The organism is Bacteroides nordii, from assembly GCF_019930665.1.
Lineage (GTDB): Bacteria > Bacteroidota > Bacteroidia > Bacteroidales > Bacteroidaceae > Bacteroides > Bacteroides nordii.
Map to the genome: position 1 here is coordinate 2061275 of NZ_CP082886.1, position 26486 is coordinate 2087760.

Consider the following 26486-nt stretch of genomic DNA (forward strand, 5'->3'; position numbering starts at 1 on the left):
AATAAAACTAATATGGATTCTATCATAGTTAGAAAATTGGCAGAACATGAAAAAGTTACTGCAATGCAATTGTCATGGGATGTTTTTGTAGAGTTTGATAATACGGATTGTAGTGAAGAAGGATTGAGAAACTTCCGTAATTTCATTGATGATAAAGAAATGGTGGACAGTCTTGATGCTTATGGTGCTTTTGATGGTAACAAACTTGTGGGCATCATTGCAACAAGAAGTACAGGAAGTCACATCTCATTATTTTTTATAAACAAGGAGTTTCACTGCCGGGGAGTAGGTCGTAGTTTATTCAATTTAGTTTTAGAAAATAGTAATGCAAAAGAAATTACTGTCAATTCCTCTCGCTATGCTGTGGGATTCTATCACAAGTTGGGATTTACAGATGTTGAAAAAGAGCAGTTGACAGATGGAATCAGATATACTCCAATGAAATACATACGACAAAAATAAAAAAGATAATAACGTTATGCCCTATACGCATTTTGGAAAACAAGCAGATGTATTCAAACATGTCATCTTGTGTGAAGTACTAAAGAAAGAAAAACCGGACCTATATGTAGAGACGAATTCCGCTTGTGCAGAATATATGCTAAGTAATAGTTTGGAGCAACAATATGGTATCTGCCATTTTTTGAATAACGTATCAGAATATAATGAATTTACCGATTCAAATTATCTGAATCTGGAAAGAAAGGCATACCGGGATCATTTGTATTTAGGTTCTCCCGGATTGGCCATGAATATTCTGAATTCTCCTTCGGATGAATTGCTTTTCTTTGATATCGAAAAGGAACCTTTGAAAAACATTGAAGCATTTGCCCAACGAGACGGATTTAGAAACCGAATAAGAACATTCAATCAGGATTCCATCAGAGGAACGGTGGAGCTATTACCGTCTCTTCCTGTCTCTTCTTTTATACACATTGATCCGTATGAAATAGATAAATCCGGAGAACCGGGAGGTTTTACTTATTTTGATGTGTTTCTTGAAGCGGCACAGGCAGGTATAAAGTGCTATTTATGGTATGGCTTTATGACTTTGAGTGTGAAAGAACAATTGAATGCATATATTCTTAATGGCCTCCGAAAAAATAAAATAAAAGGATGTGCTTGTGTAGAGTTAATTCTTGAAATAATAGAACGAAATACCATTCCTTGTAATCCGGGAATACTTGGAAGCGGAATATTAACAGCCAATTTATCGAAGGATAGTAACACTATTTTACAGGATTATAGTAACCTGTTGGTCAATATGTATCAGGGAGCAATTTACAACGGAACTAACGGAACTTTATACAAAGAAGTCATTTTATAGCTTGAAAAAATAATTATTTAGTATTTCGTTTAGTGTAGACCTGCTGTGTTTTTGTACATTTGCAGCCAATTTCACGAATATATAGATAACAAAAGGTCATAAAATGATACAAAATCCACAACGTCCGGTCAGTTCAATTGCTTTTCCTATATTGATAGCACTAAGTATTTCTCATTGTTTGAATGACTTATTGCAATCTGTCATAACTGCAACCTATCCCCTGTTCAAAGATGATTTAGCTTTGAGTTTTGCTCAAATCGGGTTGATTACATTGGTTTATCAAATGTCGGCATCGGTATTCCAACCCGTATTTGGTCTTTTTTTTGATAAACGTCCGGTAGCATGGACGCTTCCCGCAGGGATGCTTTTCACAATGACAGGGATGTTGAATCTTGCTTTTGCTTCCAATCTGCATTGGGTGCTTCTTTCCGTATTTCTGATTGGTATCGGTTCTTCTGTTCTTCACCCGGAAGCATCACGCATCACTTCACTTGCTTCCGGAGGACGAAGGGGGCTTGCACAATCTTTGTTTCAGGTAGGTGGCAATCTGGGTGGTTCATTAGGTCCTCTGTTGGTGGCATTATTGGTTGCTCCTTATGGTCGTCATCACATAGCTTTGTTCGCTATTTTGGCATTCTTGGCCATTTTAGTAATGATTCCCGTTTGCAAATGGTATAAAAAGTATTTGAACCGGATAAAATGTGAATCTGTCACAATGAAGACACATCTTGCTATGCCATTGCCAATGAACAAGACTGTTTTTTCTATTACACTTCTGCTTATTCTGATTTTCTCCAAATATATCTATATGGCAAGTTTGAACAGTTACTATACGTTCTATCTGATTCATAAGTTTGGAGTCAGTGTGCAACAGTCACAGCTTTTCCTTTTTGTCTTTTTGATTGCTACGGCTATCGGAACACTGGTTGGAGGTCCTATTGGAGATCGTATCGGGCGGAAATACGTTATCTGGGTATCAATTCTTGGTACAGCCCCTTTCAGTATGTTAATGCCTCATGTAGGCCTTGCATGGACAGTAGTACTTAGTTTTTGTGTAGGTCTGATGCTCTCATCAGCATTCCCGGCTATTCTGTTATATGCACAGGAATTACTACCTAATAAACTTGGATTGATTTCCGGTTTGTTTTTCGGTTTTGCCTTCGGAGTTGCTGGTATCGCATCTGCAGTGCTGGGGAATATGGCAGACAGATTCGGCATTGAAGCTGTTTATAATGTTTGTGCTTTCATGCCTTTGCTTGGGTTGGTTACCTGGTTTCTGCCAGATTTGAAAAAAGTGAAACAATGATGCGTAATATGAAAATAAAGAAAACTGGCAGGTGGAGAAGAAGAATCAAATGGGCTATTCCAATCGGAATACTTTTGATTGTTGCAATGACAATGGCCGCTAATTACACTGTTGAATATGCTACTGACTCATTGGTCTATAAGGAGCCGGCCTCCATTCCTTATAACAAAGTCGGACTATTATTGGGAACTTCCAAAACATTGCGTTCCGGTAATCCTAATCAGTATTTCCGGAACAGGATACAGGCTACTGTTGCTCTCTTTAAAGCACGGAAAATAGATGCGATTGTTATTAGCGGTGACAACAGTCGTGAGGGATATAATGAACCCGAAGACATGCAAGCTGAATTGCTGAAAGAAGGTATTCCTGAAAATAAAATCTATCTGGACTATGCCGGTTTCAGGACACTTGATTCTGTAGTGCGTATGGAAAAGATCTTCGGCCAATCCAGTTTTACCGTCATATCTCAGGAATTTCATAACCGCCGTGCCATTTATATAGCCCAAGCCAGAGCTTTGCAGGTAGTAGGTTTTAATGCAGAAGATGTGAATGCTTACAGTGGTTTTAAAACACAGCTCCGCGAAAAATTTGCAAGAGTTAAATTATTCCTGGACTTATATACAAATAAGAGCCCTAAATATCTGGGAGAAAAAATTATTATTAAATAACATATATATCTATTTTTCCATCTATGGTTTAAATGAGTGAGCGGTTTATATAAAATAATACCTCTAAAAACTTTTCAATCAATAATTTGTTGTTCTTTTAATGTAAAAAGAAAAGGACTTTGGCAGCCTACTATATTGAAACAGATAAGATTGATACAAAACCAGAGAAAAAAATGATGGATAATATAATTTTTACAGGAGCACATGAACATACTATAGAAACTGTGCCAGATATGATATTTGTGTATAATGAACAAGCTACACTTTTGAATATTATTAATCCCAGCTGTAACTTACCATTTAATCCGGAGGGAATGATTGGAAAAAAAATAGAGACTTTTTTAGATTGGGAAACGGGACGAATTTGTATGAAACATTTTCGGAAAGCTATTGCTTCCGGAAAGTCTGAGTTTTTTGAACTTGATCTGGAAGAAAACGGGAATAAGCATTGTTATGAAATCCAAATCTCCCCGATTGACAGAGATAGAGTAATAATGACCGCACATGATATTCCTCAGGCATATATCTCACAACTGGAGTTAGAACGCACACAACTCTCTCTTAACCGGGCTAAAGAAGAACTTGAGACCAGTAATTCAATACTTTCATCTGCTTTGAGCATTGCCGAAGTATTGCCATGGAGTGCTGATCTGGTGACGCATACTTTCTCTACCGATTATAATCTTTATCACCATGAGAGTGCTTCGGGACCTGATGATAATGGGAAATACAACATTTCTATTGATGAATATCTGAAAAAAGTTCATCCGGACTTCCGTGAACATATTTCGACTGTATTCAGAGAATTACGTGAAGGAAAACGAACCGAATTTCATGAAGTGTATCAGATACATTGGTATAATGACCGTGAATATGAATGGGTAAATAAGCAAGGAACTGTTTTCAGGTATGATGTAAAGGGACGTCCCATTAGTGTGATCGGTTCAGGTATGGTCATTACGAAACAAAAAAATATGGAAGAGTCTCTAAGGCTTGCCAAAGAACAGGCAGAACAAAGTAATACACTGAAATCTGCTTTTTTAGCAAATATGAGCCATGAAATCAGAACCCCACTAAATGCAATTGTTGGGTTCTCAGAGTTATTGACGGAAACAGATAACCCGGAAGAGAAAGAAGAGTATGCAGATATTATTTTGAACAATAATGCTCTTCTTTTGCAGTTGATCAGTGATATTCTGGATTTGTCTAAGATCGAAGCAGGTACTTTAGAATTTATTTATTCTGATATTGATTTGAATAATCTATTGGTCGAGGTAGCACAAACCGCTCAAATGAAAGCAAACAATCCTGAACTGGAGATTGCCTTTACTGACCATCTGCCGGAATGTGTGGTAAATAGTGATCGAAACCGTTTGTTACAAGTGATACACAATTTTGTAAACAATGCTATTAAATTTACTCCCCAAGGACATATTCACATAGGTTACAAGCTAAATCCATCAGGTGAACTCTATTTTTATGTAGAGGATACAGGATATGGTATACAAGCTGAAAAGGTGAACGAGGTATTTGAACGTTTTGTTAAATTAAACAGTTTTATACAGGGAACAGGTTTGGGACTTTCTATTAGTAAAACCATTGTTTCTCATTTGGGTGGCAATATAGGAGTTTTCTCACAGGAAGGTGAAGGTTCTACTTTCTGGTTTACTTTGCCGGCAAAAAGTATCGTTTCCATGAGCGAAAAGTAAATATCTGTTCTTCTAAGAAAAAAGAACTCTTCTGTAATAGAGAAAAAGAGTGGGCAACAAATCATTTGTTTACCCACTTTTTTTTTGTAACCTCAGAATTACTAATTTTCAGGAATTATCTCATTGATACATGATAGTGCATTCAATGTACAGAGAAAACTAATATACGGTATGTACTTTGTAATATATTTCTTTATTAATCATTTTTTCAATACTGCACAGGCTATCTACAGTGTAAAATTATTCCGATTTTACCAATAGATTGTTATACCGATTGCTGATATATATACCTTTATTACTGATTTATGAAATTCGATAGGGTAAGCAAAGAAAAAACTGTTATTTTTGCATCAACATTAAAGATTGTTGAACTATGGGTATCAGCATAATAACATGATTTTTCCAATGAATAATCAAAAAAACACACAAGAATGGAAACATTGGCACTGAGAGATGGGGATATACTTCCAACACAAGAAGTCTTAGAAGCTGTTTTGGGTAGTAGTTATCCGGCGTTTGAAGAATTGAACGCTTTGTTGATTGCTATGGAGATACGGCCGGAATGGAATTATTACAGAGATGGTAAAGCCTGGTTGTGTAAAATGATGTTCAAGAAGAAGAATATGGGTTGGTTGCATGTTTACGATGGATTCTTCAGAGTATCATCTTTTTTCATGGAAAGACACTTATCTGCTATTGCAGATCTGAATATATCAGATTATATAAAAGAAGATTTTTATGAGATGAAACCCGTTGGCAAATTACTGCCAATGTCAATAGTAGTTGGTGATAAAGAAAAGCTGGAAGATGTTTTAACTGTTTTACGCTTTAAAAGGAGTTTGAAATAAAAGAGGGAGGCTCTTTATTAATATTCTCTCAATCTTTATAGAAAATGTATCAATAACTATTCAGTATATTTTTTATAGAACAATAAATAAAGAACAAATGATATATTTGCAATGTGCTATTGAAATATCTTTTTTAATTTACCTTTGATGGCATATGCGCTACATGAATTAAAATTATGAACACTTCAAAAGTTTATTTTACGAATTTACGGACTACACCTACCTCCAATCTACTTGACAAAATGGAGCGGCTGGTAAAGAAAGCTGGTATTGGAACCATACCTCTTAAAGATAATTTTGTGGCTATTAAAATCCATTTTGGGGAGCCGGGAAACCTGGCATATATACGTCCGAATTATGCAGCACGAATGGCCAACCTATTACGTAGTTTTGGCGCAAAACCTTTTTTGACAGATTGTAATACACTGTATTCCGGGCAGCGTGCCAATGCCGTTGACCATTTACAGAGTGCAATGGAAAACGGTTTTAACCCGATATCGGCACAATGTCAGGTCATTATAGCTGATGGGCTGAAAGGTACTGACTGCAAGGAAATTCCACTAAAAAACGGAGAGTATTGTAAAGCTCCCAAAATAGGAACGGCTATTGCCGATGCTGATGTTATTATTAGCATGAATCATTTCAAAGGGCATGAGCAAACAGGATTTGGCGGTGCTTTGAAGAATCTCGGAATGGGATGTGCCAGCGTAGGTGGAAAGTTGGAGTTGCATAGTGCTTCTCAACCCCGAATCAATATCGATAATTGCAAAAGCTGTAATATCTGTGTAAAACATTGTGCACATGATGCCGTACATTTGAATGTAAATCGTAAAGCAGAAATCGATTACGAAAAATGCATCGGATGCGGTCAATGTGTTGCTCTGTGTCAGTATGATGCAGCTGTAATGGGTGACGAAGATACCTCTGAACGCCTGAATTACAAAATAGCCGAATACTCACTTGCTGTAGTTAAAGGTAAACCGCACTTCCATGTGAGTTTTATTATGAATGTATCTCCGGAATGCGATTGCTGGAATCATAATGATGCTGCTATTGTCCCCGATTTAGGGATCTTAGCATCTTTTGATCCGGTAGCTCTGGATAAAGCATGTGCCGACTTAGTGATACAAGCACCTATCCTGCATAGTGGAAACCGCTTATCTGACAAACATGAACAGGATGATTTATGCGGTTGTGATAAATTCCATCTGATGCATCCCGATACTGACTGGTTGGCTGGATTAAAACATGCAGAGAAAATAGGATTAGGAACAATGGATTATGAATTAATTCGTGTGTGAAATTAAACCATTCTTTAAATATACAATCTAATTTTAAATACAATGTTATCAATCAAAAACAGAATAGAAATGGAAACAACAGTTAAACTTTATTCTTTGAATTACAGTAATGTGAAAACGTATTTGTTCGCTTTGCTATTTGTAGCAGGCAATATTGCATTACCTCAATTGTGTCATTTGGTGCCTGCCGGTGGTCCTACCCTATTGCCTATTTATTTTTTCACACTGATTGCATCGTATAAATATGGTTTTCGTGTAGGCTTACTGACTGCTATTTTATCACCAGTTATCAATCATTTACTATTTGCAATGCCTGCAGCTGCTGCACTGCCTGTTATCCTTACTAAATCTGCTTTACTTGCGGGAGCTTCTGCATTGGCTGCCCGTTATGCAAAAAAAGTTTCGTTATTAGCCATCCTGCTTGCAGTACTGTCTTATCAGGTTGTAGGTACAGCCCTTGAATGGGCCTATTTAGGAGACTTCTTTGCTGCTGTACAAGATTTCCGTATAGGTGTTCCGGGAATGCTTATTCAATGGTTTGGTGGTTATGCATTGCTCAAAGCTATTGCAGGAATCTGACAATATGGCAAAAACGTTTGATGAGGTGATGGAACGTTTTCGTTCTATCGCCTTCGAGGATGAATTTGATATGATTGTAGCCATTGCCAATGGTGGAATTGTTCCGGCGGGTATCATTAATCAGCGTTTACAAAAAGAGATTCATTTGCTGAAAATCAATTTGAGAGACGAATATCAACATCCAAAGTATGATCAGCCCAAACTTCTGGCACCAATTGACTTCGATTTCAGAGATAAACGTATTCTCTTGGTGGATGACCGTATAAAAACCGGTTCTACTATAAAATTAGCCAAGGAATTGATGCAAGAAGCCAGAATGATAAAAACTTTCGCCGTTAACGGAAATGCGGACTATGCTCTTTTTGATGAAGCTTGTTTTAAATTTCCGTGGATTGTCTGAATAGTAGATTGTAAATAGATAACGTACCTATGTGATACAGATCGGATCATGGTCATGACTGTAGGGAATAAATTAAAAATAAAAGATGGACAGAAGAGATTTTCTGAAAACAGTAGCGATAGCGGGTGCGGCAATGACTATACAGCGCTCAGAAGCAATGGAAGTACTGACACAAGCCGTAAATAATACTGGTAAACCTGATCTCGTAGCTGTAATGGGTGGCGAACCGGAAGTGATGTTCCAGCGTGCAATTACTGAATTGGGAGGTATGAAACAGTTTGTGAAACCGGGACAGAAAGTTGTGGTAAAACCCAATATAGGATGGGACAAAGTTCCGGAATTGGCAGGCAATACCAATCCTAAGTTGGTTGCTGAAATTGTAAAACAGTGTTTTGCCGCCGGAGCCAAAGAAGTTACTGTATTTGACCATACTTGTGACGATTGGCAAAAATGCTATAAGAACAGCGGAATTGAAGCTGCTGCTAAAGCTGCCGGAGCCAAAGTAATGCCTGCCCATCTGGAATCATATTACCGTTCTGTGGATTTGCCAAAAGGAAAAAATCTGAAGAAAGCCAAAATACACGAAGCTATATTGAATAGTGATGTATGGATCAATGTGCCTGTCTTAAAAAATCATGGTGGTGCAAACCTTACTATTTCGATGAAAAATCATATGGGAATAGTATGGGATAGAGGTTATTTTCATAAGAATGATTTGCAACAATGCATAGCTGATATCTGTACTATGCAAAAAAAGGCAGTATTGAATGTGGTAGATGCTTACCGTATTATGAAAACCAATGGTCCGCGTGGACGTTCTGCCTCAGATGTTGTACTGGCTAAAGGTCTTTTTATCTCACCTGATATAGTAGCCGTAGATACAGCTGCCGCTAAATTTTTCAATCAAGTACGCGAAATGCCTTTGGATACCGTAGGGCATCTTGCCAAAGGGGAAGCCTTGAAAATAGGTACAATGAATCTGGACAAACTGAACGTGAAGCGAATTAAGTTATAAACACATGTTGAGAAAAATACGTATAGGTATATCAGTGGCTCTATTTACACTGATTACATTTTATTTTTTGGATTTTGCGGGTATATTGCCCAATAGTTTTCATAGACTGGCACACATACAGTTTATTCCGGCGCTTTTGTCCTTTAGTATTGGTGTACTGATTTTTCTAATTGTATTGACATTATTGTTTGGTCGGATTTACTGTTCTACTATTTGTCCTATGGGTATTTTTCAGGATGTAGTGGCACGGGGCTCAAAGTTTGTTGGAAAGAAAAAGAAAAGATATAGTTATAGTCCGGCAAAGAATATTCTACGTTGGATTGTTGTAGGGATCACAGCTATTTCCTTTTTCTGTGGTTTTACTGCGATACTTGGGCTGCTTGATCCTTATAGTGCATACGGCCGGATAGTAGTCAATGTATTTAAACCGGTGTATATGTTGGGCAATAATTTATTGGAGTCTGTATTTTCTCAATTTAAAAATTATACCTTCTATCAGGTAGATGCTTCTGTCTTGAGTGTGGCTTCACTTGTGATAGCATTACTCACTTTTATCATCATCCTGTTTCTTGCTTGGAAACATGGGCGTACATGGTGTAATACAATTTGCCCGGTAGGAACTGTCTTAGGATTCTTAAGCCGTTTTTCCCTATTTAAAGTTCGGATTGATCAGAATAAGTGTAATGGTTGTGGTCTGTGTGCGACTAAGTGTAAAGCTGCTTGCATAGACAGTAAAAACCATGCTGTTGATTATAGTCGCTGCGTAGACTGTTTTGACTGTTTGGAAGTATGCAATAAGCATGCGTTGGTTTATGCTCCGTCTTCAGAATCTATAAAAAAAGAGAGCGCAGATAGTTCTAAACGTCGTTTTTTAATGGCAGGGGCAATAACAGCAGCTACTGCGCCCAAAGTATTGGCACAAGTTAAAGAAACGGCGGCAACCCTGTTGGGAGGTCAAAAAGCATATCAAAAAAAGAACCCAATAACGCCTCCGGGATCTGTTAGTCGTGAGTACTTCCAGAATCACTGTACATCTTGCCATCTTTGTGTCAGTAAATGTCCTTCGCATGTGCTGAAACCTGCATTCACAGAATATGGATTAGGAGGAATCATGCAACCTACGGTGAATTTCGAAAAAGGGTTTTGTAACTTTGACTGTACTGTTTGTGGAGATGTATGTCCCAATGGAGCCATAAAACCATTGACTGTGGAAGAGAAACATCTGACTCAAATGGGGTATGTAGTCTTTATTGAAGAAAACTGTATTGTGTATACAGATGGTACCAGTTGTGGTGCCTGTTCAGAACACTGCCCGACACAAGCTATAGCGATGGTGCCGTACAAAGGTGGACTGACGATTCCGCATGTGAATACAGATATCTGTGTAGGATGTGGCGGTTGTGAATATGTATGCCCCTCTCGTCCGTTCCGTGCAGTTTATATAGAAGGTAATCCGATACAGAAAGCAGCTAAACCATTTAAAGAAACAGAAAAGGAAGAGGTCGAGATAGACGGATTCGGATTCTGATTATATTCACCACTGACGACACAGATTAGTACTGACTTTTTCTTTTCGAAGAGACAATCAGTACTAATCTGTGTTATCAGTGGTGAACTTTTTTCTCTATATCAAGTTCTTCTTTGCAGAATTTTACTAATTTCGTGGCGAACAATATAAAAAGAAGCAAATGGAGGATGTAGTAACTACCGATTGGGAACACAGAAAATTTCAGATAGGATATGCACTTAGTGGTGGGTTTATTAAAGGCTTTGCCCACTTAGGAGTGATGCAGGCCCTTTTGGAGCATGATATCAGGCCGGATATAATTTCGGGTGTAAGTGCAGGTGCGTTGGCTGGTGTATTTTATGCTGATGGTAACGAACCTCACAAAGTCCTGGATTACTTTTCCGGACATAAATTTCAAGATCTTACAAAAATGGTGATTCCCAAAGTAGGACTCTTCGAACTGGGAGAATTTATAGATTTCCTCAAAAGTAATCTGAAAGCTCAGAAGTTGGAAGAGTTACAAATCCCCCTTATTATAACTGCTACAGACCTGGATCACGGACGAAGCATGCATTTCCGGAAAGGCAGCATCGCTGAGCGGGTTGCTGCTTCATGTTGTATGCCGGTAATGTTTACGCCAGTCAGAATAAACGGTACACATTACGTGGATGGTGGGCTGTTGATGAATCTGCCGGTATCTACCCTCCGCAAAGAATGTGAAAAAGTAGTTGCCATCAATGTTAGCCCTTTAGAAGCAGAGAAATATAAAATGAATATTGTCAGCATTGCGATGCGATCCTATCATTTCATGTTTCGTGCCAATACATTTCCGGAACGCGAACTTTGCGATCTGTTAATAGAACCGTACAACTTGAATGGATATAGCAACCGGGAGTTGGAAAAGGCAGAAGAGATATTTGATCAGGGATATAAAACGGCCAATGAAATATTGGAAAATCTGTTTCAGGAGAAAGGAAGAATATGGAGATAATAAAAGTAGGTTTGGCTGCTTACGGAATGTCAGGACAAGTTTTTCATGCTCCGTTTATTAGTACCAATCCTCATTTTGAACTTTGCAAAATAGTAGAGCGTAGTAAGGAGCTTTCAAAGGAACGCTATCCTGATGCTACAATTGTACGCAGTTTCGAAGAGTTGATAAAAGATCCTGCAATAGAGTTGATTGTAGTTAATACTCCGGATAGTACGCATTATGAATATGCCCGTTTGGCTCTTGAAGCGGGAAAGCATGTCATTGTTGAGAAACCTTTTACTTCAACTACGGAAGAGGGAGAAGAATTGATAGCATTGGCTGCCGAAAAAGGCCTCATGCTTAGTGTATATCAAAATCGGAGATGGGATGCGGATTTCCAGACTGTACAGGAGATCATTTCCAAAGGGCTGCTGGGACGACTGGTAGAATATGAATCTACTTTTGCACGCTATCGTAACTTTATCAAACCTAACACTTGGAAAGAGACAGGAGAATCAGGTGGTGGATTAACTTATAATCTAGGCTCCCATCTCATAGACCAAGCCATCCGATTGTTTGGTATGCCGGAGGCAGTTTTTGCCGATATAGCTACCATGCGTACCCATGGAAAAGTTGACGATTATTTTATGATTCGTTTTCTTCGTCCTTCATTGGCGCCGGATGTAAGAGTTACGCTAAAAGCCAGTTATTTAATGCGGGAAGCTGAGCCCCGGTTTGTTCTTCATGGAACCTTAGGTTCATATGTAAAACATGGAGTCGACAAACAAGAAGCTGCTTTACTGCGTGGCGAAATGCCCGATCAACCTCATTGGGGAGAAGAAACAGAAGAAGAATGGGGATTAATACATACAGAGATTGATGGAGAAGAGATCTGTCGGAAATATCCGGGTATTTCTGGAAATTACGGTGGGTTTTATCAAAACATATATGAACACCTTCGCCTTGGAGAAGCATTGCAGACAGGAGCGCGTGATATCCTGAATGTGATTCGTGTTATTGAAGCAGCTTATCGAAGCCAGCAGGAAGGTAAAGTTATCAGCTTAAAATAAATCTTATACAACATGAGTGACGAAAAGAAAATAATTATCTATCAGGTGCTTACCCGCCTGTTTGGAAACAATAATAATCATTGCATCAATAACGGTGACATTGTTCAAAATGGCTGTGGAAAGATGGCAGACTTCACAGTAAAAGCATTGGGTGAGATACAAAAGTTAGGTGCAACACATATCTGGTATACAGGCATTATTGAACATGCTACACAAACAGATTATCGTCGGTATAATATCCGTCCGGACCACCCCGCTATTGTGAAAGGTAAAGCAGGCTCCCCCTACGCTATTAAAGATTATTATGATGTAGACCCGGATATTGCAACAGACGTTTCCGGCAGGATGAAAGAGTTTGAGAATCTTGTGAACCGTACACATCGTGCCGGACTAAAAGTGATCATTGATTTTGTTCCTAATCATGTGGCCCGTCAGTATCACTCCGATGCACAGCCCGACGGGACAGTAGAACTGGGTGCAAACGATGACCCGACGTATGCTTTCAGTCCGTACAACAACTTTTATTATATTCCGCAAGCAGAACTTCACGGACAGTTTGATATGAAAGGAAGCGCTGCGGAACCTTATCGGGAATACCCCGCCAAAGCAACCGGTAACAATCGTTTTGATGCATATCCCAATATCAACGACTGGTATGAGACAGTGAAATTAAATTATGGCGTAGATTATCCTAACGGAGGTACCTGTAATTTCTCCCCTATTCCGGATACATGGATAAAGATGCTTGATATCCTTCTTTTCTGGGCTTCAAAGAACATAGATGGATTCCGCTGTGATATGGCGGAAATGGTGCCGGTAGAGTTTTGGGAATGGGTAATCCCTCAGGTAAAAGAGAAACATCCCAAACTGTTGTTCATTGCAGAAGTTTATAATCCGGCAGAATACCAGAATTATCTGTTCCGTGGTAAATTTGATTATTTGTATGATAAAGTGGGATTGTATGATACACTACGTAATGTAGCATGCGGCTATGATTCTGCTACAGCTATAACCCGCAGTTGGCAAAGCTTGGGAGGAATTGAGAAGCGTATGCTCAACTTTCTTGAAAATCACGATGAACAGCGTATTGCTTCGGATTTTTTTGCAAGTGATCCTCGCAAAGGAATTCCGGCTCTGATTGTATCAGCCTGTATGAATACAAACCCGATGATGATTTATTTCGGACAGGAATTTGGTGAATTAGGGATGGATAGTGAAGGCTTTAGCGGACGTGACGGACGCACTACAATTTTTGACTATTGGAGTGTAGATACCATACGCCGTTGGCGGAATGAAGGTAAATTTGATGGCAAGATGCTAACGGAAGAACAGAAATCCCTGTACGCTGTCTACCAGAAGATTCTGACTCTTTGCAACGAAGAGCAGGCTATTGTGCAAGGAGCTTTCTTCGACTTGATGTACGCCAACCAAAACGGATGGAGATTCAATGAACACAAGCAGTATACTTTTTTGCGTAAGTATAAAAATGAATTGCTTTTCATTATTGTCAATTTTGATGGTCAGCCGGTAGACATTGCTATAAATGTACCGTCTCATGCTTTTGACTTCCTGCAAATCCCTCAGATGGACTCTTACGAGGCTACGGATTTACTGACTGGAAAGAAAGAAAATATTTGTCTGCTCCCTTATAAGGCAACAGAGGTTTCACTGAGTAGACATAGCGGAAAGATATTGAAAATAACCATCTAATCAGGCTTTTAAAAAGTACGTACTTTTATACATGTAAAGTACGTATTTAATAGTGACTTAAATACGTATTTAACAGGGCGTTAAATACGTACTTTTGTGTTACAGGTTATAGTATATTGTTTTTCCATATCTCATCAATGTTCTAATCTGGAAATTATATGTTACAATCATACAATAAAGAACAAGCTGTTCGGAGGATTAACTACCTGTCAGAACAAGGCAAGCCCTTTATTTTTATCATTAATTATCTGCAAAGTTGTTCGTATATAGAAGAAGCAGACAAGCTTGACCCTTCATTCGTATTGTATAATTTTAATGGTTTTACTAATCAATCACCGACCCTGCTTTGTAATAAAGTGATACGGTGGCAAATCACTCCTCAGCCACTAAGCCAATACAAGCAATCTTTTGACTACGTTATGCAGAATATCCATAATGGTAACAGTTTTCTTACGAATCTGACATGTAGTACTCCAATTACCACCAACTTAAGTTTAAAAGAAATTTTTCTTCATTCCAAAGCAATGTATAAGCTATGGGTAAAAGATGCTTTTGTGGTATTTTCTCCTGAAATATTTGTCCGGATCAATGGAACGTTAATCAGTTCATACCCCATGAAAGGAACAATAGATGCTACCCTCCCATCTGCCTGCCAACAACTAATGGATGACCCGAAGGAAGCGGCAGAACACGCTACAATTGTAGACCTGATACGTAATGATTTGAGTCTGGTTGCAGAAAAAGTGTTTGTGAACCGTTATCGTTATGCTGATACACTGCAGACAAATTCCGGTCCTATTTTACAGACAAGTTCGGAAATTAGCGGTGTTTTGCCTGATGATTATCGTTCACGGTTGGGAGACATTCTTTTTAAACTATTACCTGCAGGTTCTATTACAGGTGCTCCCAAACAAAAGACAATGGATATTATAGCTCGTGCGGAAACATATGAAAGAGGTTTCTATACTGGTATTACCGGATATTTTGATGGTGAGAACCTCGACAGTGCCGTAATGATACGCTTTATTGAACAGCGGGGAGATAAACTTTATTTCAAAAGCGGAGGAGGAATTACCTGTAAAAGTGATCTGAAAAGTGAATACAATGAAATGAAACAAAAAGTCTATGTACCAATTTATTGAAACCATACGAATAGAGAATGGGGCAATACACAATTTAGTCTATCACAATAAGAGGTTAAATCGGACTAGAAATTGGTTCTGGAAAAATTGTACCACTTTGGACCTCACTGATTACATCCGACCTATACAAAGTGAAGGGGTAATAAAGTGCAGAGTGGTATACGATAAAGAAATCAGAGAAATCACGTATGCCCCCTATTCTATTCGCAGCATTGATACACTCCGTGTGGTCCGCTCCGACGAAATAGATTATACTTATAAAAGTCTTGACCGTGAATACTTAAATCAACTCTATGCTTTACGGGAAACAGCCGATGATATACTCATTGTTAAAAATGAGCTGGTCACCGATACTTCCATTGCTAACATAGCTCTCTATAATGGTTCTGAATGGCATACTCCCAAATCTCCTTTACTGAAAGGTACACAAAGAGCATTTCTGTTGGATCAACAAATTATAAAAGAAGAAGAAATAACTTTGAAACAACTTTTTACTTACTCCCGGATCACTTTATTTAATGCAATGATTACTTTTAGAAAAATAGAATTTCCGGTTGGCGATCATATTATTGTATAACTATTATTAACAGCAAAAAAGATTATGTCTACGAACAAAAGCCTTTTGGGGTGTGTTATATAGATGTGTTTTTCATAGTATTAGATATAAGATTAATTAAAAGAGATTGTACCAGCTTGTGATAAGTAAGTACGTCAGAAACAGAAGCGTCTGTTTTTTTGATAAATGTGTTAAAGCATCGGCTTTCTTTAAGTCGATGCTTTTTTATTGCATTTTTTAGTTTGTTACAAATAAAATTCGTACGTTTGTAGAATAAAGATATAGAAAAGAATGACAATGAACATGCCTGTTATCTTTCAATTTTTAAAAAATCTCGCTGCAAATAATAACCGTGAGTGGTTTAACGAGCACCGTGATGAGTATGAAACCGCCCGTACAGAGTTCGAAAATCTTTTGGCAGCTGTAATTTCCCGTATCGGCCTCTTTGATGAGAGCATCAGAGGTGTACAAGTTAAAGATTGTACCTATCGTATCTATCGGGATACCCGTTTTTCATCAGATAAAACGCCATACAAAATTCATTTTGGCGGATATATCAATGCTAAAGGAAAAAAATCCGATCATTGTGGCTACTATGTGCATATTCAGAATGGTTCCTGCATGTTGGCAGGAGGAAGCCTTTGTTTACCTCCTAATATTCTGAAAGCAGTTCGTCAGTCTATTTATGACAATATAGATGAATATATTGCCATAGTAGAAGATCCTGAATTTAAAAAATATTTTCCGGTGATAGGAGAAGATTTCCTGAAAACCGCCCCCAAAGGTTTTCCGAAAGATTTTAAATACATTGATTATCTGAAATGTAAGGAGTATACCTGCGCTTACAATGTACCTGACGAATTCTTCCTTGCCCCCGACTTCCTGGATAAAACAGAAGACGCCTTTCGACAGTTTAAACGATTTGCTGATTTTATTAACTACACAATTGATGATTTCGAATAATAATACCTAATAATAACTTAAAATTTTTTATAACTATGGTAGTAGATACATTAGAAAACCTGGAAAAATACGCGTCACTGAATCCTTTGTTCGCACAAGCTATTGAGTTCTTAAAGTCTCATGACCTTCATGCTATGGAAGTAGGCAAGACCGAATTGAAAGGTGCGGATCTGGTAGTAAACATTGCCCAGACTACTCCAAAGGCCAAAGAGCAAGCCAAACTTGAAACTCATAACGAATTTATCGATATTCAAATTCCTCTTTCAGGAACAGAAGTAATGGGATACACTCCCGGTAAAGATTGTGTACCTGCCGATGCTCCCTATAATGCCGAAAAAGACATTACTTTCTTTGAAGGTTTAGCAGAGACATATGTGGCTGTTAAGCCAGGTATGTTCGCTATTTTCTTTCCGCAAGACGGACATGCTCCGGGCATTAGTCCGGATGGTGTGAAGAAAGTTATTGTAAAAGTGAAAGCATAATCAAACTCATCCTGATATGGAGAAAACATTGAATCTTATTAAAAGTGACCCCTGGTTGGAACCGTATGCTGCAGCTATTACCGGACGGCATCAATATGCCATGGATAAGGAAACCGAACTGACAAACGGAGGGAAACAGACCTTGTCGGACTTTGCTTCGGGATACTTATATTTCGGTTTGCATCGTACAGACAAAGGATGGACTTTCCGTGAATGGGCGCCCAATGCGACCCATATTTACATGGTAGGTACATTCAACAATTGGGAAGAGAAAGAAGAATATAGCCTGAAACGTTTGCAGAATGGTAATTGGGAAATCAATCTGCCCGCGAATGCAATGCAACATGGCGATCTTTACAAACTAATCGTTTATTGGGACGGAGGACAAGGAGAACGTATTCCGGCCTGGGCTACGCGAGTGGTACAGGATGAGAATACAAAAATTTTCAGTGCACAAGTTTGGAATCCGGAGAAACCCTTCAAATTTCGCAAAAAAACATTTAAACCTTCTACTGATCCATTACTTATTTATGAATGCCATATCGGTATGGCTCAGCAAGAAGAAAAAGTTGGAACTTACAGTGAGTTCCGTGAAAAGATTCTTCCTCGTATAGCAAAAGCTGGTTACAACTGTATTCAGATTATGGCCATTCAGGAACATCCGTATTACGGTAGCTTTGGCTACCATGTATCGAGTTTCTTTGCGGCTTCTTCGCGTTTCGGTACTCCTGAAGAGCTCAAAGAACTGATTGATACTGCTCACGGATTGGGGATTGCTGTAATAATGGATATTGTTCACTCTCATGCTGTGAAGAACGAGGTAGAAGGTCTAGGCAATTTTGCCGGTGATCCTAATCAATATTTCTATCCGGGAGCACGTCGTGAACATCCGGCATGGGATTCTCTCTGTTTTGATTATGGCAAAAATGAAGTGATACATTTCTTATTGTCTAATTGCAAATATTGGTTGGAAGAGTATCAATTTGACGGTTTCCGTTTTGACGGTGTAACCTCAATGTTGTATTATAGCCACGGATTGGGAGAAAGTTTCTCTAATTATGGTGATTATTTTAATGGACACGAAGATGACAATGCAATGTGTTATCTGACGCTTGCCAACGAATTAATTCATATGGTGAATCCTAAAGCAATTACTATTGCAGAAGAAGTTTCGGGTATGCCGGGATTGGCAGCCAAAGTAGAAGATGGTGGTTATGGATTTAACTATCGTATGGCTATGAATATTCCGGACTACTGGATAAAAACTATCAAAGAGAAAATCGATGAAGATTGGAAACCTTCCAGTATGTTTTGGGAAGTTATCAATCGCCGTCAGGATGAAAAGACAATATCCTATGCTGAAAGCCATGATCAGGCATTAGTAGGTGATAAGACTATTATCTTCCGTCTGATTGATGCCGATATGTACTGGCATATGCAGAAAGGAGATGAAAATTATACTGTAAATCGTGGTATTGCTCTTCATAAGATGATTCGTCTGCTTACTGCTACCACGATTAATGGTGGTTATCTGAATTTCATGGGAAATGAATTCGGACATCCCGAATGGATTGATTTCCCACGCGAGGGAAATGGCTGGTCGTGCAAGTACGCCCGTCGTCAATGGGATCTGGTAGACAATAAGAATCTGACCTATCACTATATGGCAGATTTTGACGAAAATATGCTGAAGGTCATTAAAAGCGTGAAAGATTTCCAGGCTACGCCAATACAGGAAATCTGGCATAATGACGGCGATCAGGTACTTGTATATCAGCGTAAAGATTTCATATTTGTATTCAACTTCAATCCGAAACAGTCGTTTACAGATTATGGTTTCCTGGTTGCTCCGGGTGCATACGAAGTAATTTTGAACACGGATAGTGTACAGTTTGGGGGCAATGGGTTCTCTGACGATACCATTACACATTTCACGATATCCGATCCTTTATACAAAAAGGAAAAGAAAGAATGGTTGAAACTTTATATTCCTGCTCGTACAGCAATGGTATTGCGTAAAAAGTAAAATAACTACTGTCATAATAAAGAAAAGAGCCATTTTCATATAGAAAATGGCTCTTTTCTTTATTATGATAAGCTTTTACTATTTCAGGCTCTCTTCTACCTGTCCCAACATTTTCTTAATTTCAGCTCTATCCGGAGACAAAGCTACAGCTTCTTTCAAGTAATCTGAAGCTTTCTTGAAATCGGCATCAGCAGCAGCTTTTTCCGTTGCATATTTGTCTGCATCAGAAGTAGCCAGTGGAGCGGCTTTTTTCAACACATTAGCTCCATTATTGTAGAACAACACTCCCAGACTGTAAAGAGCATCTGTTTTCCATTTTTTGTTGCTCAGCGTAGTTACTTGTTTGTAACTTTCTTCTGCCTTATTAATATCATTTGCTTTCTGGAATTTTTGTCCTTCTTTCAAATAATGGATAGCATATAGTTTTTCCATTGTTTTATTACCCGGAGCAATTTTAAGTCCGGCTTCCAATGTTTCCACCATTTCCGCATCCTTTTTCAAATCTTTTAATGCACCAGCTTTACGGGCATATGCATTGGCTACATTATAATTCTTTTGGATGGCCACATCGAAGTATTTCACCGCATCAGCATATTTTTTTATCTGATCAGCACATACACCACAATTATAAGCCATTACGGAATCAGAATTATTTGTTTGCTTCAAATACGCATCGTATTTAGTAAAAGCAACCTGGTAATTCTTAGCATTTAAAGCGTCATTTCCTTCTTTTTTTAATTGATTAGGGTCTGTTTGACCAAAGATACTACCTGTGGCACAGCACAAAGCAGCAAGCAAAATAAATTTTCTCATGGTTCTTAAAATGTGTCTTTTTAATTGTTTATCGTTCAAATGTAACAAGAAATGAATAGAATAACAAAGCTATTTTGTTTTTTATAGGCTCTTTCACACTACGAAACATACATTTTATTCACATATGATGGCGATAAACATACTTCTTTCTGATTGTTTAGAAAGTACATAAGCCTGTTATCAGTTGATTTATATTAATAAATAGATATAAAATAAAAAGATGGATTCTTCTCACGCTTGAGAAGAATCCATCACACACAAACAAAACAAACAATACTCTACATTTTTCTTCTCAGATATCTGTAGAACAGTGATACAAATGTATATTGAAAAAATAAAAGTTGCTATTATGTCTGGAAATTCAGTATCTACATTCGGAAATTTAGTACAAATATTTATTATTTTTAAAACTTGATTATTGCTGATAAGTGGAGAAATAGGCTATCGATATATTAATACAAACTATTATTGAAATGTATGAATTATCAGCCGAATTTATTTCTACAAAGAATTCATACGAAAGCCTGATATGACTTCTAATGATTATTATAAAGCTGACTAAAAAGTAGAATTCAGTTGTATTTCATTGCCACTGCATATGCTCTATTTGTTGATAATCAACCTGTTGTGTAATAATTGAATATTACTAAATTTAGGAAAGATATTTTAGTTTGACAGAGTTTGTGCACAACTGAATCTTGTTAATTACTTTTTATTTATTAGTTTTGCAGTATCAATATAACCAGATAAAATATAGACAAAATGAAGAAATTAAAAAATGTACTACTATTGTTATTACTATTAGCTTCAACAAATAGCATAGCTAGAAGTAGTTTCTCTCAGGACAGCCCGCGAATTGTTAATATCATTAATTTTATTCGTCAAATAGAACCTAGAGATAAAAATATAACAGAACAGGTTTTATATGAGACTGTACACGAACAAGTGAAACTGCTCATGAAATACAATTTGCAAGGAACCTTTCTGTTACAGTACGATGCTCTCATTAATCCTCGTTACCAAGCTCTACTTAAAAAAGAAATAGAACGTGGTTCTGAGGTCGGTGGATGGTGGGAAATTACCCAGCCACACGTTGAAGCTGCAGGATTAACATGGAGAGGACGTTATCCTTGGGATTGGCATGCAAATGTGGGGTTTGCCACTGGATATACTACTGAAGAAAGAGAGAAACTGATAGACGTCTATATGGAAAAATTCAAATCTATATTTGGTAGATATCCGTCTTCCATCGGTTCATGGTTTATAGACGCTCATTCGTTAGAATACATGTATGACAAATATGGTATTATAGCTTCCTGTAATTGTAAAGATCAATATGGAACGGATGGTTACACTTTATGGGGAGGTTATTGGAATCAGGCATATTATCCCAGCCGTCTTAATGGATATATGCCTGCGCAAACAGCCAAAGGACAGATACCGGTACCTGTTTTCCGAATGTTGGGAAGTGACCCTATCTATCAATATGACACAGGTGTAGGACATACAATACAAGGAGTTATTACTTTGGAGCCTGTGTACAAAAATGCAGGTGAAAGCGAGAAATGGGTGAGAAAATTCTTCAAATCTATCTTTGAAGATCCATGTCTTGGGTTCAATTACACACAAGTCGGACAAGAGAATTCATTCACATGGAATACTATGAGAAAGGGACTTGAAATGCAAATGCCAATTCTTGCATCTTTGCAACAGGAAGGTAAAATCAGAATAGAAACATTAGAGACTTCGGGTAAATGGTTTAAGAAGAAATATCCTTTGAATCCACCGACATCTGTTACAACACTAACAGATACATATGATAATGGACAAAAAACAGTATGGTTTAATAGCCGCTATTATAGGGCAAATCTTCTTTGGGAAAATAATACAATCCGTTTTAGAGACATTCATCTTTTTGATGAAAATCTGGAATCTGATTATTTGAAACAAGCTGGTATTTCCAATCAATGTATTTATATGACTTGTCCTATCATTGACGGTTTTCTTTGGAGTACCCCTAATGATTTGGCAGCTATCCGTATATACACGATGGATAATAGTAATCATCCTAAGGAAATTATTATGGACAAAATGTTTGTTAAAGTAATAGGAAAAAAAGCGACTGAGATAATTTGTTGTACTGCTTCAGGGAAAGAGTATACTTTTACTATGAATGAAAAACAGATTGAAATAAAGAGTAATGATCAGAATCAGTGGATGATGAGATTGAATGTAGCCAAAGGTAAAATATTCCCTTTAAATATTGCCAATAACCAACGAATTATGAAAGCGCAAATGAAAAATATCAATTATGGAATCATTTGTGAAAAAGGTATAATGAAACAAGTTAAAGACGGGGTTTTGTTTGTTCCTGAAAAAAACAAGATTGTAATTGATTGTTCAAATCAAAAAATTTGAGATTAGGATAATAAGTAGGTCTTTTGTATGTTAAAAGAATACCTGTTATGTGCTTTTTAAGATTTGAATAAATTGGACTTTTCAAAAACATTTCTCTATAATATAAAACAATCATAATCAGTATCACTCAGAGCCTATAAGAAAAATTTATTTATAGTATAATAATTATTTCGACTTTGGGTTCAAGTGATTATTTGTAGTTATGCATTACAATTAAATAATTCATTAATATGAAATTTACGATGAGAACAATAACAACTTCCTTTGTTTTTTTGACATTTATTGTTATCTGTAACCCGATTTTTGCTCAATTCACAGAAAAAGAATTTGATGTGGATTTATGGGCAAATGGACTCCCTAACACAAATGGTATAGATCATACTCCTTTTGATGATAACATCCAAAATTATAAACCTTCATTACGGATATTCCTGCCTTCGAAAGAAAGAGCGACCGGGCGTGTTATTATTGCTTGCCCGGGTGGTGCATACGGTGGATTGGCTTATAGACATGAGGGGTACGATTGGGCTCCGTTCTTCAACCAATTGGGCATTGCTTATGCTGTCCTGAAATATCGTATGCCAAGGGGAAATCGAGAGGTTCCATTCTCTGATGCGGAAGAGGCCATACGACTCGTAAAAGAAAAAGCAAAAGAGTGGAATATAAATCCGGCAGATATCGGAATTATGGGGTCTTCTGCTGGTGGTCATCTGGCTTCAACAATAGCGACACATACAAAGGCAGATTTGCGTCCGGCATTTCAAGTATTATTTTATCCGGTAATAACTATGGATAAAGCCTTTACTCACATAGGATCGCATGATAATTTATTAAAAAAAGATGCCTCTAAAGAACTGGAAGATATGTATTCTAATGAAAAACATGTGACAGACAAAACTCCCAGAGCCTTTATTGTTTTTTCTGACGATGATAACGTTGTGCCTACACCTAATGGAGTATATTATTATCTGGCATTAAAGAAGAATAGAGTTCCTGCTTCTATCTTCATTTATCCATCAGGAAGACATGGATGGGGATATAAAGGGGATTTTAGGTATCATAAAGAAATGTTGCAAGACTTGAGGGCTTGGCTTGACAGTTTCTAAGAAATATGTGGGAGGAGTAGATTTTTTTCAATAGCGGATATTGCATAAGTTTATTCCAATAATTATAAAAATAGTTTTTAGGGTTCATTTTATACATATGTTTTAAATCTCCCATAAATGACGGCTGAGCCCAAAACATTAGCTCAGCCGTAGTAACTTATTGATAACCACCCAAACAACGAAAGGCAAGCAGTCTTTTTATTGACTACTTGCCTTATCGTTGTGATTCCGAAGCGATTCGAACGCTTGACCCACGCCTTAGAAGGGCGTTGCTCTATCCAGCTGAGCTACGGAACCATCCTTAATTGCGGTGCAAAGGTAATGCTTTTTCTGAAACTTCAAAAATATTTCTGTATTTTTTTGTGTCTTTCTCTGTGCAGAAAAGGCTATAATCCTAAAGGTAAGCCTGTTAAATACCACAAAATAAATAACAAAGTCCAGGCTATTAAAATGTAAACAGAATAACGCCATGTATATCTTAATAGGGAAAGATAAGAGGAGTTCTTGTCATATTGCTGCATATAGGTCAATACTAAAGGCATATAAAAAAGAAAAGGAGTAATGGCATTGGTTGCACTGTCTCCTATACGAAAAGCACACTGCACTACATCCGGAGAGACACCTATTTTATCGAATATCGGAATGAAAATGAATGCCATAAATGTCCATTTGGAGGTTGCAGATACCATGATGAGATTGATCAGCGCACTGAATATGATAAAAAGGATAAGAGTCGACAAGTTGCCAAACTCAATAGAAGAGAGTAGATTTGCTCCCATTATAGCCAGGCACTTGTCAAGGTGTGAGTACTCAAAACAGGCAAACATCTGTGCCGCAAAAAAGGCGATAACAAAATATACTCCCAGTAACTTCATCGGTTGTGCCAAACCTTCTATCACATCTGCATCCGTACGATACCGCCCTGAACTGAATCCGTAGATCATTCCCATAAGTCCGGCTCCCAAGGAAATGAGAAACAATATTCCCATAATAAAAGGAGAACGCATCAAATTGCCACTTACACCACGCAAAATACCATAGGAAGAGAAAGTTAGCCAAAGTACTAAAGCAACATAGGCCACGCCTACAATGATGGCCATTGTTAAAGCACGGCGTTCCTTACGAGAAAGCGGTTTATAACCTTCAAAGAGTGTACTTCCACCATAATTGCCCATAGCCGGAAGTAATTTACGACGCGTTACCCAATAAACTACGGCAGCAATGAGAAAAGTAGAAACAAACATGAAAAAATAATTGCATAACGGCCCCGTATCACCGTGTTCTATACCACCTGCCACTGCGGCTTCTTCTGTGGTGCGGGCCAGCAAAGGATCCATCGTACTTAATACAACATTAGCACTATAACCGCAAGCTACAGATGCATAAGCTGTGATAATTCCAGCTACCGGATGTAACCCCACGGAATGAAACAAAGTAGCAGCAATAGGCAGCAATATAATATAACCAGCATCACCTACTACGTTTGATAGCAATCCCAGGAAAATAACCCAAAGAATAATTTTCTCTTTCTCCTGCTTTCCACGAATTCCCTGCCGGATACAAGCATCTATAAAGCCGGAGTGTTGCGCTACTCCTATACCAAACATAGCTACAATTACCATTCCCAAAGGAGCAAATCCTGTGAAATTGGTGACTATATGACGAAGCAACCAGCGAATACCTTCCGGACTTAACAAGCTTTGCACACGAATTTCCTCACCTGTTTGTGGCAATGTAACGCTTAGTCCGTAGATGTCAAATATCCACGAAAGAAGCACAACGAACATTGTCAGCACAAGGAACATTGTGGCCGGATGTGGCATGCGCCATTTGCTATTCTTCATCGGCTTCCAGATTATCAAGATCGAGGATACGAAGTTCAAATGCACGTACTACCAGACGGGTAGCATTCACCCCTACCCGTTCTCCATTAGGAAAGAGTCGTCCGACAAGATCGTTCTGCCGTTTTTCGAGCGACTTCACTCCAAAAGGCATACCCTTGAGATTGGCTATCATCTCTTTGGTATATCCCAAGGCGAGATGGCGTAAAAAACGTTCGTCATATTCATCGATATCGTAATTGATAACAGCTTCTTGGCGTTTGGCATCGTTACCTACAGAGGCTTTAAAACGATCTACTATCTTCTCAAGTATGGGATAGTTGAATACAAGTTTCTTGCCGTCCATCACTGCTTGTACATCGGTCTTAGTCAACAGTTCACCTGTCTTCAGGATAATGCCGTCTGCTCCTGCATTCAGTACATCTACCCATAGTTTTTCATTCAATATTTCACCTGTGAAGATAAGCACCCGTACTCCTTTGTAACGTTTGAATATATTGCGGCAGATATCTACTCCAATAGTGGTAGAACCACCCAAACCAAGATCGAGCAGTACCAGATCGGGTAATTGGGCTTCCATTAACGGCCAGAATTCTGCTTCAGTCATAGCTGTCCCAATAACTTCTGCATTGGGTATTTCATGCCGGAAAATCTCTTCTGTACCTTTTAATTCCAGCTTTACATCTTCTACGATAATTACTTTAAATTTTCTGTCTTCCATACGTTTCG

23 protein-coding genes, 1 tRNA gene and 1 pseudogene are annotated in these 26486 nt (G+C 38.0%); 21 read left to right on the forward strand and 4 right to left on the reverse strand.

What is annotated here, in order from left to right:
* Nucleotides 1-12 precede the first annotated feature (12 nt).
* From K8P02_RS08060 to K8P02_RS08150, 19 genes are all read left to right on the forward strand, one after another.
* Nucleotides 13-462, forward strand: a complete 450-nt coding sequence (locus K8P02_RS08060; RefSeq protein WP_044157790.1) for a GNAT family N-acetyltransferase — start codon at nt 13-15, stop codon at nt 460-462.
* A 16-nt stretch (nt 463-478) separates the two neighbouring features.
* The gene (locus tag K8P02_RS08065) at nt 479-1327 is read left to right on the forward strand and encodes a 23S rRNA (adenine(2030)-N(6))-methyltransferase RlmJ (RefSeq protein WP_025866393.1); all 849 of its coding nucleotides are present in this window, start codon (nt 479-481) and stop codon (nt 1325-1327) included.
* A 103-nt stretch (nt 1328-1430) separates the two neighbouring features.
* Nucleotides 1431-2633 carry an MFS transporter gene (locus K8P02_RS08070; protein ID WP_025866394.1) on the forward strand — a complete coding sequence of 401 codons (1203 nt, stop codon included), beginning with the start codon at nt 1431-1433 and terminating at the stop codon, nt 2631-2633.
* Nucleotides 2633-3301, forward strand: a complete 669-nt coding sequence (locus tag K8P02_RS08075; RefSeq protein ID WP_223382400.1) for a SanA/YdcF family protein — start codon at nt 2633-2635, stop codon at nt 3299-3301. The genes K8P02_RS08070 and K8P02_RS08075 overlap by 1 nt, the downstream gene beginning before the upstream one ends.
* 176 nt (nt 3302-3477) lie before the next feature.
* The gene (locus K8P02_RS08080) at nt 3478-5010 is read left to right on the forward strand and encodes a PAS domain-containing sensor histidine kinase (protein WP_044157814.1); all 1533 of its coding nucleotides are present in this window, start codon (nt 3478-3480) and stop codon (nt 5008-5010) included.
* A 431-nt stretch (nt 5011-5441) separates the two neighbouring features.
* Nucleotides 5442-5858: a DUF3788 family protein gene (locus K8P02_RS08085; protein ID WP_025866397.1), complete on the forward strand. Its 417-nt coding sequence runs from the start codon at nt 5442-5444 to the stop codon at nt 5856-5858.
* 176 nt (nt 5859-6034) lie between these two features.
* Nucleotides 6035-7159, forward strand: coding sequence for a DUF362 domain-containing protein (locus K8P02_RS08090; protein WP_002560312.1), 1125 nt, complete (start codon nt 6035-6037; stop codon nt 7157-7159).
* Nucleotides 7160-7228: 69 nt separating this feature from the next.
* A complete protein-coding gene (locus tag K8P02_RS08095) occupies nt 7229-7738 on the forward strand; it encodes a hypothetical protein (protein WP_025866398.1) in 510 nt (169 codons plus the stop codon).
* Between the two features lie 4 nt (nt 7739-7742).
* Nucleotides 7743-8138: a phosphoribosyltransferase gene (locus K8P02_RS08100; protein WP_002560314.1), complete on the forward strand. Its 396-nt coding sequence runs from the start codon at nt 7743-7745 to the stop codon at nt 8136-8138.
* An 85-nt stretch (nt 8139-8223) separates the two neighbouring features.
* Nucleotides 8224-9153, forward strand: a complete 930-nt coding sequence (locus K8P02_RS08105; protein WP_007485570.1) for a DUF362 domain-containing protein — start codon at nt 8224-8226, stop codon at nt 9151-9153.
* 4 nt (nt 9154-9157) lie between these two features.
* Nucleotides 9158-10681, forward strand: coding sequence for a 4Fe-4S binding protein (locus K8P02_RS08110; RefSeq protein ID WP_025866399.1), 1524 nt, complete (start codon nt 9158-9160; stop codon nt 10679-10681).
* A 160-nt stretch (nt 10682-10841) separates the two neighbouring features.
* Nucleotides 10842-11651 (forward strand): patatin-like phospholipase family protein, encoded by an 810-nt coding sequence (locus K8P02_RS08115; RefSeq protein WP_002560317.1) that lies wholly within the window; start codon nt 10842-10844, stop codon nt 11649-11651.
* Nucleotides 11642-12700 carry a Gfo/Idh/MocA family oxidoreductase gene (locus K8P02_RS08120; RefSeq protein ID WP_025866400.1) on the forward strand — a complete coding sequence of 353 codons (1059 nt, stop codon included), beginning with the start codon at nt 11642-11644 and terminating at the stop codon, nt 12698-12700. Before K8P02_RS08115 ends, K8P02_RS08120 begins: the two co-directional genes overlap by 10 nt.
* Nucleotides 12701-12712: 12 nt before the next feature.
* Nucleotides 12713-14410 (forward strand): alpha-amylase family protein, encoded by a 1698-nt coding sequence (locus K8P02_RS08125; protein WP_007485567.1) that lies wholly within the window; start codon nt 12713-12715, stop codon nt 14408-14410.
* 158 nt (nt 14411-14568) lie between these two features.
* Complete coding sequence (locus K8P02_RS08130; RefSeq protein ID WP_002560320.1) at nt 14569-15552, forward strand: aminodeoxychorismate synthase component I; 984 nt, start codon at nt 14569-14571, stop codon at nt 15550-15552.
* Entirely contained in the window at nt 15536-16129 is a 594-nt protein-coding gene (locus K8P02_RS08135; protein ID WP_025866401.1) for an aminotransferase class IV family protein, read from the forward strand. The genes K8P02_RS08130 and K8P02_RS08135 overlap by 17 nt, the downstream gene beginning before the upstream one ends.
* Nucleotides 16130-16405: 276 nt before the next feature.
* Nucleotides 16406-17071, forward strand: a complete 666-nt coding sequence (locus tag K8P02_RS08140; RefSeq protein ID WP_025866402.1) for a DUF2461 domain-containing protein — start codon at nt 16406-16408, stop codon at nt 17069-17071.
* Nucleotides 17072-17106: 35 nt separating this feature from the next.
* On the forward strand, nt 17107-17553 hold the full coding sequence (locus K8P02_RS08145) for a YhcH/YjgK/YiaL family protein (RefSeq protein ID WP_002560323.1): 447 nt from the start codon (nt 17107-17109) through the stop codon (nt 17551-17553).
* Between the two features lie 16 nt (nt 17554-17569).
* On the forward strand, nt 17570-19579 hold the full coding sequence (locus K8P02_RS08150) for an alpha amylase C-terminal domain-containing protein (RefSeq protein ID WP_025866403.1): 2010 nt from the start codon (nt 17570-17572) through the stop codon (nt 19577-19579).
* Nucleotides 19580-19657: 78 nt separating this feature from the next.
* Here K8P02_RS08150 and K8P02_RS08155 read toward each other — a convergent pair whose 3' ends face one another.
* The gene (locus K8P02_RS08155) at nt 19658-20392 is read right to left on the reverse strand and encodes a tetratricopeptide repeat protein (protein WP_002560325.1); all 735 of its coding nucleotides are present in this window, start codon (nt 20390-20392) and stop codon (nt 19658-19660) included.
* Nucleotides 20393-21154: 762 nt separating this feature from the next.
* Between K8P02_RS08155 and K8P02_RS08160 the strand changes: the two genes are divergently transcribed.
* Both K8P02_RS08160 and K8P02_RS08165 read left to right on the forward strand, forming a co-directional pair.
* Entirely contained in the window at nt 21155-22810 is a 1656-nt protein-coding gene (locus tag K8P02_RS08160; protein WP_025866404.1) for a hypothetical protein, read from the forward strand.
* Nucleotides 22811-23040: 230 nt separating this feature from the next.
* A pseudogene (locus K8P02_RS08165) lies at nt 23041-23913 on the forward strand (alpha/beta hydrolase); the annotation flags it as partial.
* A 226-nt stretch (nt 23914-24139) separates the two neighbouring features.
* Here the strand turns inward: K8P02_RS08165 and K8P02_RS08170 are convergent.
* From K8P02_RS08170 to K8P02_RS08180, 3 genes are all read right to left on the reverse strand, one after another.
* A tRNA-Arg gene (locus tag K8P02_RS08170) sits at nt 24140-24213 on the reverse strand.
* An 89-nt stretch (nt 24214-24302) separates the two neighbouring features.
* Nucleotides 24303-25760 (reverse strand): AbgT family transporter, encoded by a 1458-nt coding sequence (locus tag K8P02_RS08175; protein ID WP_002560349.1) that lies wholly within the window; start codon nt 25758-25760, stop codon nt 24303-24305.
* A complete protein-coding gene (locus K8P02_RS08180) occupies nt 25750-26478 on the reverse strand; it encodes a DUF5932 domain-containing protein (RefSeq protein ID WP_002560350.1) in 729 nt (242 codons plus the stop codon). The genes K8P02_RS08175 and K8P02_RS08180 overlap by 11 nt, the downstream gene beginning before the upstream one ends.
* Between the last annotated feature and the right edge of the window lie 8 nt (nt 26479-26486).